Source organism: Pseudoclavibacter sp. Z016, from assembly GCF_002931215.1.
In the GTDB taxonomy this organism is placed as follows: domain Bacteria; phylum Actinomycetota; class Actinomycetes; order Actinomycetales; family Microbacteriaceae; genus Pseudoclavibacter.
The window spans coordinates 1-10,997 of sequence record NZ_PSTU01000014.1 but is presented as its reverse complement, the minus strand read 5'-3'; the positions used below and the strand labels follow the sequence as shown (position 1 = coordinate 10,997).

General features: G+C 67.9%; 9 protein-coding genes. 5 read left to right on the top strand and 4 right to left on the bottom strand.

The window, feature by feature from the left end:
- The first annotated feature begins 31 nt into the window (after positions 1-31).
- The gene (locus C5B99_RS13220; protein ID WP_104242837.1) at positions 32-874 is read left to right on the top strand and encodes a CPBP family intramembrane glutamic endopeptidase; all 843 of its coding nucleotides are present in this window, start codon (positions 32-34) and stop codon (positions 872-874) included.
- Between the two features lie 663 nt (positions 875-1,537).
- A complete protein-coding gene (locus C5B99_RS13215; protein ID WP_181065020.1) occupies positions 1,538-1,939 on the top strand; it encodes an endonuclease domain-containing protein in 402 nt (133 codons plus the stop codon).
- A gap of 152 nt (positions 1,940-2,091) precedes the next feature.
- Here C5B99_RS13215 and C5B99_RS13210 read toward each other — a convergent pair whose 3' ends face one another.
- From C5B99_RS13210 to C5B99_RS13200, 3 genes are all read right to left on the bottom strand, one after another.
- Complete coding sequence (locus C5B99_RS13210) at positions 2,092-4,593, bottom strand: glycoside hydrolase family 65 protein (protein ID WP_104242834.1); 2,502 nt, start codon at positions 4,591-4,593, stop codon at positions 2,092-2,094.
- Positions 4,590-5,366, bottom strand: a complete 777-nt coding sequence (locus C5B99_RS13205) for an HAD family phosphatase (RefSeq protein WP_104242832.1) — start codon at positions 5,364-5,366, stop codon at positions 4,590-4,592. Before C5B99_RS13205 ends, C5B99_RS13210 begins: the two co-directional genes overlap by 4 nt.
- A gap of 166 nt (positions 5,367-5,532) precedes the next feature.
- Positions 5,533-6,174, bottom strand: coding sequence for a helix-turn-helix domain-containing protein (locus tag C5B99_RS13200; RefSeq protein ID WP_104242830.1), 642 nt, complete (start codon positions 6,172-6,174; stop codon positions 5,533-5,535).
- A 58-nt stretch (positions 6,175-6,232) separates the two neighbouring features.
- On the opposite strand from C5B99_RS13200, the gene C5B99_RS13195 reads away from it, so the two are divergent.
- The gene (locus C5B99_RS13195) at positions 6,233-7,171 is read left to right on the top strand and encodes an NAD(P)/FAD-dependent oxidoreductase (RefSeq protein WP_104242828.1); all 939 of its coding nucleotides are present in this window, start codon (positions 6,233-6,235) and stop codon (positions 7,169-7,171) included.
- Here C5B99_RS13195 and C5B99_RS13190 read toward each other — a convergent pair.
- On the bottom strand, positions 7,168-7,833 hold the full coding sequence (locus tag C5B99_RS13190) for a GntR family transcriptional regulator (protein ID WP_181059744.1): 666 nt from the start codon (positions 7,831-7,833) through the stop codon (positions 7,168-7,170). The two genes, C5B99_RS13195 and C5B99_RS13190, sit on opposite strands and share 4 nt — an antisense overlap.
- A 341-nt stretch (positions 7,834-8,174) precedes the next feature.
- On the opposite strand from C5B99_RS13190, the gene C5B99_RS13185 reads away from it, so the two are divergent.
- Together C5B99_RS13185 and C5B99_RS13180 are read left to right on the top strand one after the other, a co-directional pair.
- Entirely contained in the window at positions 8,175-9,209 is a 1,035-nt protein-coding gene (locus tag C5B99_RS13185; RefSeq protein WP_104242824.1) for an LLM class flavin-dependent oxidoreductase, read from the top strand.
- A gap of 153 nt (positions 9,210-9,362) precedes the next feature.
- Positions 9,363-10,832 (top strand): NAD-dependent succinate-semialdehyde dehydrogenase, encoded by a 1,470-nt coding sequence (locus C5B99_RS13180; RefSeq protein WP_104242822.1) that lies wholly within the window; start codon positions 9,363-9,365, stop codon positions 10,830-10,832.
- Positions 10,833-10,997: the final 165 nt, after the last annotated feature.

The window sequence follows — 10,997 nt, the reverse complement described above, 5'->3', positions numbered from 1 at the left end:
TCCGCCCAAGTTGGCCTGCGAGGATGGGTGGATGAGCGAACGAGCGCAGGATCCGCCCGTCACTGGCACCCCCGAACAAGCGCCCCCGCGCACCCGACTCCTGCACCTCGTCGCCGCCCTGCTGGTGGTCTGCAGCGCAACCGTCCTCTTCGCCCTGGAGAACGACCTCGGCTACCTTCCGCTCGCCGCAGGGGTGGCCCTTGGGTTCGTCGCGGACCGGAGCCTCGGGCGCGATCTGCTGCTCGTCGGAATCGGCATGGGCATCATCAGCCTCCACTCGATGAAGGCCGACATCTCGTGGGGCAACATCTTCGTCATGGGCACCGTGCTGTCGCTCGCCGTCGCAGTCCCCTACGCGATCTCGAGGTGGGTCTACAAGGACCACGCCGTGCGGTTCCCGCTGCGGCGAGGGACTCCGTGGTCGCGACCAGAGAAGATCTGGCTCTGCCTCGTGCTAGTCCTGGGCTGGCTCATCCTGCCGTTCTACTTCATCACCTCCGGCGTGTACCAGAACTGGCCAGCCGTCACGACGGCATCCGAGATCGGGCGGCTCTTCGTCGGCGTCGGGTTCGTCGGCATCTGGGACGAGCTCTTCTTCATCTGCACGGTCTTCACGCTCCTGCTCCGCCACTTCCCGTTCTGGGTCGCCAACGCGCTGCAGTCGATCGTGTTCGTGTCGTTCCTGTGGGAGCTCGGCTACCAGTCGTGGGGGCCGCTCCTGACGCTGCCGTTCGCGCTCATCCAGGGCTGGATCTTCACGAAGACGAAGTCGCTCACGTACGTCATCTGCGTGCACCTGCTCTTCGACCTCGTCGTGTTCCTCGTGATCGTCCACGCCCATCACCCCGCCTGGCTCCCGATCTTCCTGTACTAGCCTCCGCCCCTCCCGTTCATCGCTGCCCGGCGTTTCGCCTTCTGCGGGTGCGCGGTGGACGGCTCCACCGACTCCCGAGGCGGCGGGGTTGTGGAGAGACGCTCGTCCACAGTCGGAGACGCAGCTGACGGTCGGAGCGCCGTGCGCTTCTATCTTCTCGGCATGCCGTTGCCTTGCCCGTTGCCCGTTGCCCGTTGCCCGTTGCCCGTTGCCCGATGACCTCACGAGGGATGAGGGGGTCTCCGTATCAGCCGCGATGGCGCTCACTGTGCCGAGGAAACGGCTCGAAGCCAGCGACCTCGTCGCCACGCACCACGGCGTCCGGGTATCGGCTCGGACCCTCGCGCCACGTGACCTCGATCTGCGCTTCTTTCGAGCGCGCCTCGTGCCCGGCCAAGTGCTTGCCGAAGCCTCGGGTGCTCGCTGCTGGGGGCTTCCGCTGCCCTGGAAGCTGATTCGCGGATATCGCCTGGACCCAAAGCGGTTCGTGCTGGCAGGCCCGTCGGGCATCCCGACCTCGCGCCCGCGACCCTCCTGGCGCAGCTTGCCGCGCGCCTCACCCTCAGGCAGGCGGTGGTGTTCGCGGATGCACTCCGCACGTCGTTCGAGCACTACCCGGGTCGAACCCAGATCGTCCCGATGCACACGCTCGAGGAGCTCACCATGACCGCGCGACAGTGGAAGGGCCGCCCCGGGGCGGCGACTCTCCGCTCCGCGCTCGAGCTTTCGAGGTCGGGATCGGAGTCCCCGAAGGAGACGCAGCTCCGGCTGCTCATCATCGGCGGTGGGTTCTCCGAGCCGGTCATGCAGCACAGGCTCGTCGTGCCGGGATACGGGAAAGCTCGCCTCGATCTCGCCGACGTGCGCGAGAGGAACGCCATCGAGTTCGAGGGTGAGGGGCACTTCACGGACGCGGCCTCAGCGCGAATGGATCTGGCGCGCACGGAGGCACTGCAGCGGGCCGGATGGCGCGTCATCAGGGTGACGGAAACCGACCTGAAGTCGCCTCGACGCCTGCTCGAGAGCATCCGCCTCGCCCTCGCGGAGCGAGGTCTTCGCCCATGATCGCTGCCAGCCGAATCCCCCTCTGGAGGACCCACTGGAGGGCGAAACGCCGGGCGGCGATCGGCGAGGCGCGGGGGCGCGGGCCGCTGAGAGAACGACGACGCCGCCTGCAGGAGCAGACGGCGTCGTCGTTCGTGGATGCGCGGCTCGCGTCAGTCGAGACCGGCGTCGAGCACTGCGTGGTCGACGGAGATCGTCGGGATCGAGGCTGTGATGACGGACCCGTCCTCGCGGATCGAGCCCTCGATGTCGCTCAGCGTCGGGTAGCCGGCGAGCTCCTCAACGGCACCCAGCTTGACGGTCGTCGGTTCACCCGGGGCGACCGCGACGCGGCGTCCGCGCACGAACACCTCGGCGCCCGAGCCGGTCTCCGCCGTGAACGTCATGGAGTCCTGCTCGAGATCGACGCGGATGCGCGAATCCCGCAGGGTGATGCGGAACTCGAGGTGCGGCCAGTCGGCGGGGAGGCGCGGGTCGAAGGTGATCTTGCCCCCGTGGTCGCGCATGCCGCCGAAGCCGTAGACGAGCGCGCTCCAGATGCCGCCCGTTGACGCGATGTGGATGCCGTCGCTCGTGTTGTGGTGCAGGTTCGCGATGTCGACGAACAGCGCCGTCGAGAAGTAGTGCTCGGCGAGGTCCGCGTACCCGACCTCGGCCGCGATGATCGACTGGACGACCGCGGAGAGCGACGAGTCTCCCGTGGTGAGGGCGTCGTAGTACTCGAAGTCCTTGCGCTTCTGCTCCGGCGTGAACTCGTTGCCCTGCAGGAGCAGCGCCAGCACCACGTCGGCCTGCTTGAGGACCTGGAAGCGGTAGATGACGAGCGGGTGGAAGTGCAGCAGCAGCGGGCGCTGCGATGAGGGCGTGTTCTCGAGGTCCCACAGCTCCTTCTCGAGGAACTGCGCGTCCTGCGGGTGGATGCCGAGCTTCTCGTCGAAGGGGAGGAACATCGCCTCGGCGGCGGCAGCCCACTCGACGAGCTCCTCCTCTGCAAGGTGGAGGCGCATCGTGAGGCGCTCGAACGAGGCGGGGTCCGTCTCGCGGAGGCGCTCGCACGCGTCGTACGCCGCCCGCAGGTTCGCCTTGGCCATGACGTTCGTGTACAGGTTGTCGTTGACGACGGTCGTGTACTCGTCTGGGCCGGTGACGCCGTGGATGTGGAAGTGGTCGTCGCCTCCCGTGCGCCAGAAGCCGAGGTCGGCCCAGAGCCGCGCGGTCTCGACGAGGATGTCGATGGCACCCTGCGCGAGCAGCTCGTCGTCACCGGTGGCCGCCACGTACTGCACGAGCGCGTGGGAGATGTCGGCGTCGATGTGGTACTGCGCCGTGCCTGCGGCGTAGTAGGCGGAGGACTCCTGGCCGTTGATGGTGCGCCACGGGAAGAGGGCGCCCTTCTGGTTCATCTCGTGCGCGCGCTGGCGTGCCGCGTCGAGCATCTGGTGACGGAAGCGGAGCGCGTTGCGGGCGACGTTCGGCGCCGTGTAGCTGAGGAACGGGAGGACGTAGACCTCGGTGTCCCAGAAGTAGTGCCCGCCGTATCCGGAGCCCGAGACGCCCTTCGCTGCGACACCGCCGCCGTCGGTGCGGGCCGTTGCCTGGGCGAGCTGGAACAGGTTCCAGCGCGTCGCCTGCTGGTACACGGGGTGGCCGTGGATGACGATGTCGCTGCGGTCCCAGAAGTCGTCGAGCCATTCGCGCTGCCAGCGGTACACGTCCTCGACGGGGACTTCGCGCATGCGGTCGAGGGTGCGGTCGGCGCGGTCCGCGAGTTCGCGAGTGGGGACGCTCTTGGACGTGTGGTAGGCCACGTGCTTGATGATGCGCACGGGGACACCGGGCTCGGCGCGAACGCGGAAGGCGGTCTCGGCGAAGTCGGCGTCGACGCGCGTGGTGGCGTCCCACTCGTTGTCGGTGATGATGTCGTGGTCGGCCGCGACGGCGATCGTCATGCCCGAATGGGTGGTGCGGTAGGCGAGCATCGAGCGCAGGCCCTCTTCGCGCGCGATGCGGGACTGGAGCACCCGGTCGGTGAACGACTCCGCCTTGCGCGGGTCGAAGGCGACCTCGGTCTCCTTCTTGCCGCGCTGGAACTCGTCGCCGCCGTCCTGGCGGTTGATGATCTGGCTCGAGAGGAGGATGGATGCGCCGCGGTCGACCATCTCGACCTCGTAGTCGAGGAGGACGTAGTGGCGGTCCGTGAAGGAGACGAGGCGGTGCGAGCGGATGCGCACGTGCTTGCCGGAGGGCGTGCGCCAGTCGAGCTCGCGCGTCAGGATGCCGTCCTTGAAGCTGAGGACGCGCGCGTAGGAGAGCAGGTCTGCCTCGCTGATGACGAGGGGCTCGTCGTCGACGAAGAGGCGGATGATCTTCGCGTCCGGCACGTTGACGATCGTCTGGCCGACCTGGGCGAACCCGAACGCGTCCTCCGCGTGGCGGATGGGCCACGTCTCGTGGAAGCCGTTGATGAAGGTCCCGTACATGTAGCCGTCGCGGCTCTCCTCGAGGTTGCCGCGGAGGCCGAGGTAGCCGTTGCCGGTCGCGAAGAGCGTCTCGACGAGGCCCTGCGAGTTGGCGTCGAATTCGTGCTCGACCAGCGCCCACTCGTCGAGCGGGAACCGGTGGCGGTCCAGGGGATCTTCCGTGGAGAGGTTCATGCGTGATCTTCCTTGAGGTCTGAGTGCGGGAACACCGGCACGAGTTCGGCGAGGTCGTCGACGACGGTGTCCGCGCCTGAGGACATGAGCTCTTCGTGGCTCGCTTCTCGGGAGACGCCGATGACGAGGCCGAAGTCGCCGTCGCGGCCGGCTTGGACGCCGGAGTGGGCGTCTTCGACGACCACGCATTCGGCGGCGGTGAGTCCGAGGAGCTGCGCTGCGTACAGGTAGGTGTCTGGGGCCGGCTTGCCGGCGATGCCGTTCTCGGCGGCGACGAGGCCGTCGACGACGGTCTCGAAGCGGTCGAGCAGCCCGGCCGCGGTGAGCACGGGGACGGCGTTGCGGGAGCTGGAGACGACGGCGACGCGGAGGCCGTGCCGGACGGCGGCGTCGAGGAACTCGAGCGACCCCGGGTAGGCCTGCACGCCGGTCTCGGCGAGTTCCGCGTTGAAGGTGTCGTTCTTGCGGTTTCCGAGGCCGCAGACGGTCTCGAGCTCCGGGGAGTCCTCGGGCGTGCCGTCCTCGAGCGTGATGCCGCGGGAGGCGAGGAACGAGCGGACTCCGTCGTAGCGGGGCTTGCCGTCGACGTAGCGGAGGTAGTCGTCGTCGGTGTAGGCGGGACCGGCGCCCTTGGCTGCGAGGTAGTCGGTGAAGAGCCGCGCCCATGCGCGCATGTGCACCTCGGCGGTTGGCGTTATGACGCCGTCGAGGTCGAAGAGTATGGCCTTTGAACTGGTGAGCTGTGTCACGTCTCGGAGACGAGGAGCGATCATTGCATCCAACCTTGCATCGTTGGGTGGCGCCGTGACGCCGTTCTATGGTGCACGGCGGAATTCCCCGGTGCGCTCCGCCCTCGATACGCACCGCAGAGCCCCACCGCGATGTTCAATATCGTAGGGGTTCCCGGGTATTCGGTGCGCCGATATTCGGACGATCCGTTCAGCCGGTTTCGTGGATGTGGCTGCGCTCGGCCTGCCGGCTGAAGAGCGAGAGGATCTCGAGCGTCGTGTCGCCGTCGTTGGTCATGGAGTGGGGGCGCGTCGTGTCGAATTCCGCGGCTTCGCCTGGTTCGAGGATCGTGACGTCGTCGTCGAGCTGCAGGCGCAGTCTTCCGGCGAGGACGTAGCACCATTCGGTGCCTTCGTGCACGCGCAGGGTGACCGGCTTGTCTCGTTCTGAGGGCTTCTGCGGCGCGACGAGCACCTTGAAGGCCTGCATGCCGTCCGTGGCGCGGGAGAGCGCGAGGTAGACGCGATCGCCGCGCTTCACGGGCTTGGGGTGGATGCGCGGGTCGCCGGTCGAGGGTGCGCCCACGAGGTCGTCGAGCGGCACGCGGTAGCAGCGCGCGAGCGGCAGGAGCACGTCGAGGGAGGGGCGTCTGCCGCCTGATTCGAGCCGCGAGAGGGTGCTGACGCTGAGGCTCGTCTCCTCGGCGACTTCGCTGAGCGTCATGCCGCGGGCCTGTCTGATCTCTCGGAGTCGGGGCGCGACGCGGCTGAGCGCCTCGGTGATTCCGGTGGTCGGGTCGTCGAGGCTGTCTGGATCGCTTGTCGCTGCATCCGTCGTCGCTGCATCCGTCATGTTGCGAAACTAGCAAACTCGGTTGCGAAACACGAGAGTCCCGCCGGAGACTCGACCCATGACACAACTGGATGTGCCGCAGCACGCGGCAGAGAACGAGAACCTGCTCTGGGACACGATCGTGATCGGTGCCGGCCCCGCCGGTCTGAGCGCCGCGCTCATGCTCACGCGGGGGCGCAGGCGGGTGCTCGTGCTGGACCACGGCGTTCCTCGCAATCGATTCACCGACCACATGCACGGCGTCCTCGGCCACGAGGGTCTCGCGCCCGGTGAGCTGCGGCGGTTGGGTCGCGCCGAGGTCGAAGCCCACGAGGGTGTCTTCGCCGAGGCTGAAGTGGCGAGCGTCGCCTCTGTCGCCGGCGAGGATGGCGCACGCGTGCAGGTGATGACCAAGGATGGACGGGGCTTCCGGGCACGAGCGGTCGTCGTGGCGACGGGCCTCCGTGACGAGCTGCCCAACGTGCCGGGACTCCGCGCCCTCTGGGGGCGAGGCGTCTACGCCTGCCCCTTCTGCGACGGCTACGAGCACCGCGATCGACCCATCGCCGTTCTTGCCAACGGCGAGCACTCGGATCTGAAGGCGCACATGCTTCGGCAGTGGAGCGGCGACCTCGTGCTCCTCGTGAACGGCTCCTTCGCGCTCGGTGAGGCGGAGGCGCGCTCACTCGTCGCCCGGGGAGTGAGGATCGAGCGCTCCGGGGTCGACGAGGTGCTCGCAGGTGTCGACGGACGGCTTCGCGGAGTCCGTCTCGCTGACGGCAGAGAGCTCGAGCTCGAGGCGATCTTCACGAACCCGAGCTTCGTGCCGCTGACCGGGATGCTCGACGGTGTGGATGTCCGCGGCCCAGAGCATCCCGAGTCCAGGGTCTGGGTCGTCGGCAACGCGGGGGACCCTCGCGCCAACGTGCCGGTCTCGATTGGCCAGGGTGCAGCGGCCGGCGGTGACATCGCCCTCGCGCTGCTCATGGACGAGATCGCAGGAGCAGGCAGGGTCTAGGCCGTCTCGGGCACCTCGCTCGTGTGAGCTCGCGACGTCCCCCGGTGGTGGTCGCGGACCGCCTGCTCGATCACGCTGCTTGGCGCCCCGATCTCGAGGAGGGAGAGGAGGTGGTCGTGCTCGGCGATCGTGGCGGGCGTGATGCGGATGTCGGATTCCGGCGCCGAGGATCTCAGGCGGTCGAGGTGTCGCCAGGTTCGCTCGACGAGGTCCACGAGATACGTGTTCGGGCTCCGTCGGAAGAGGAGGTGGTGGAATCTCGAATGCAGCCACGTCGGGTCGTCGGGATCGACGAGCATCCGACCCATCTCGGCGTTCGCGCTGCGGGCCTCGCTGAGCACGTCCTCCGTGAGGTGACGGGCGGCGCTCGCGGTCGCGTAGCCGTCGAGGATGGCAAGTGATTCCAGAGCCTGCCAGTAGCGCTCCGGCTCGAGTCCGGTCACGTGCGCGCCGACGTAGCGCTCGTAGGTGACTGCGCCTTCCGCCTCCAGCATTCGGAGAGCCTCGCGCACAGGGAGCGTGCTGACGCCGATCTTGCCTGCGATCGCGCCGAGGACAAGTCGGTGGCCCGGGGCGAAGGTGCCGTCCGAGATCCGCTGCTCGATGAACTCGTAGGCCAATTGGGTCTTGCCGGAGGGGCTCGGGTCAAGGGTCTCCGCCACGCCTGTCATGCTCGGCCTCTCGGTGTCTCGGGTGGGCTATTCGGGTGGGGGATACGGGCGACGATATACGGTTTCGCGTGCATCTGCTGGCCACCGACAAGTGAACCGCGAAACGTGATCATTCTGCGCGGGGAGGGGTGCCTGAGTTGACGCGCCATGGCATTTTTGGCACGATCATCGAACTTCATTCGATTGCATGGAACGCCGCCCCTGGCCCCGCGTTGCCCGCCGTTGCACTCGACCACAAGCTGCGCCGCCTCGGGGATGCCGTGTTCCCCCGGGGCGGCGCTTTTTCTTGCGACTAGAGTTCATGTAAACGCATTGAAATGGATGGAGCTGCCATGACCGGCACGATCGAGTTCGGCCTCAACACCTTCGGAGACGCGACCAACGACCTCGACGGCACCCCGCGCTCGCACGCGCAGGTCATCCGCGACGTCGTCGAGGAAGGCGTCCTGGCTGAACAGGTCGGCATCGACGCCTTCGCCGTCGGCGAGCACCACCGAGACGACTTCGCGATCTCCACGCCAGAGACCGTGCTCGCCGCGATCGCGGCCCGCACCGAGCGCATCCGTCTTGGCAGCGCGGTCACGGTCCTCAGCTCCGATGACCCCGTGCGGGTCTTCCAGCGGTTCTCCACCGTCGACGCCATCTCGAGCGGGCGTGCAGAGGTCATGCTCGGGCGGGGCTCGTTCACCGAGTCGTTCCCGCTCTTCGGGCTGAACCTCCAGGACTACGAGGTGCTCTTCGACGAGAAGCTCGACCTCTTCATGAAGATCGCGGCGGGTGGGCCCGTCAGCTGGAGCGGAACCGTCCGGGGTGCGCTCAATGACGTCACCGTGCATCCGCAGCTCGAGGAGGGCCGCCTGCGCACGTGGGCCGCCGTCGGGGGCACGCCCCAGTCCGTCGTGCGGGCCGCTCAGTACTCGATGCCGCTCATGCTCGCGATCATCGGCGGCGAATCAGCGCGCTTCGCGCCGTTCGCGAAGCTCTACCGGCAGGCCAACGAGCAGTTCGGCCACCCGAACGGCCCGATCGGCGCGCACTCGCCTGGCCACATCGCGGACACCGACGAGCAGGCGCGTGAAGAGCACTGGCTGAACTACCGCACCATGATGATGCGCATCGGCAAGGAGCGCGGCTGGTCGCCCATGCAGTACGCGCAGTACGAGCAGGAAGCCGGCGAGCGCGGGGCGCTCTACGTCGGCTCGCCAGAGACCGTCGCGCGCAAGATCGCCGCCACGGTCAAGGTGCTCGGCCTGCAGCGCTTCGACCTCAAGTACAGCGCAGGCACGCTGCCTCACGAGCACAGCATGAAGGCGATCGAGCTGTACGGCACGAAGGTCATCCCGATGGTCAGGGACCTGCTGGCCTGATTGTGCGGATGCACTACCTCGGCTCCCCGGGCTGGGCGAAATGCTCGTGAAGCGCCCAGCCCGCCCGAGTAGCGTTGGAGCATCCATCGCCACCGCGCCCGAGACTCGGGGCCCGGGAAGCGCGAGCTCGCCAACAACCGAGGAGTTTGCACAATGACGTACCCCAACGAAGCGGAACTGCTTGCGAAGGTCCCCGGCCAGCTGTTCATCGGCGGCGAGTGGGTCGACGGCGCGGATGAGCCGTTCGCGGTCAACGACCCGTCGACGGGCAAGCCGCTCAAGCACATCGCCAACGCGAACCCAGAGCAGGGCATCCAGGCGCTCGACGCCGCCGTCGCCGCGCAGGAGGACTTCGCCCGGATGGCACCGCGCGAGCGCGGGGAGATCCTCCGACGCGCGTTCGACATCCTGCAGGAGCGCCGCGACGAGATGGCGCTCATCATGACCCTCGAGATGGGCAAGCCCCTTGCTGAGGCGCAGGGCGAGGTCACCTACGGCGGCGAGTTCCTGCGCTGGTTCAGCGAGGAAGCCGTCCGTGTGCACGGCCGCTACGGCACGCAGCCAGAGGGAACGGGACGCATGATCGTCTCGAAGCACCCCGTCGGTCCCGCGTTCCTCATCACGCCGTGGAACTTCCCCCTCGCCATGGCGACTCGCAAGATCGCGCCCGCGATCGCCGCAGGCTGCACCTCGGTCGTGAAGCCGGCGTCGCTCACGCCGCTCACGACCCTCTACTTCGTGAAGATCCTCGAAGAGGCTGGCCTGCCCAAGGGCGTCGTCAACGTCATCACGACCCGCAGCACCGCCGCGGTCTCCTCCCCGATCATCGCCGACTCGCGCCTGCGCAAGATCTCGTTCACCGGGTCGACCGGCGTCGGCCAGGGCCTCATGAAGGAGGCCACGAAGAACGTGCTCCGCACATCCATGGAGCTCGGCGGAAACGCCCCGTTCGTCGTGTTCGAGGACGCTGACCTCGACAAGGCCGTCGAGGGTGTCATCGCGGCGAAGTTCCGCAACATCGGACAGGCCTGCACGGCTGCGAACCGCATCCTCGTGCACACGGATGTCGCGGACGAGTTCGCGCGTCGGGTCACCGAGAAGGTCGCCGCGTTCAAGATCGGCCGCGGCACCGAAGACGGCGTCATCATCGGCCCACTGGTCGAGGACAAGGCCGTCGACAAGGTCGCCTCGCTGGTCGACTCCGCAGTGGCGGCGGGGGCTGAGCTCCTGCACGGAGGCAAGCGCGTGGAGGGCGACGGCTCCTTCTACGAGCCGACCGTGCTCAACCGCACCCCATCGTCGAGCGACATCTTCCGCGAGGAGATCTTCGGACCGGTGCTCTCCATCACGACGTTCGCCGACGAGGAGGAGGCGATCCGCCTCGCCAACGACACCGAGTACGGCCTCGTCTCCTACGTCTTCACGGAGGACCTCAAGCGCGGCCAGCGCCTCATCGACCGCATCGAGACGGGCATGATGGGCCTCAACATCGGCGTGCTCTCCAACGCGGCGGCGCCGTTCGGCGGCGTGAAGATGTCCGGCATCGGACGCGAGGGCGGCTTCGAGGGCATCGAGGAGTACCTGTACACGAAGTACACGCTCACGCCGAACCCCTACGCGTAAGCAGCACGCAGCAAGCAGCACGCAGCACGCAGATCCCGTCGCCAGCCCAGAGCTGGCGGCGGGATCTTCGTCTGCGCTCCCTCCCCTCCGCCGTCTGCTCCACGCCCTCGCCCTGCCCTCTGCCCTCCGCCCCGCCCGCGCCGTTCGCCCCGCGCCTCGCGACGC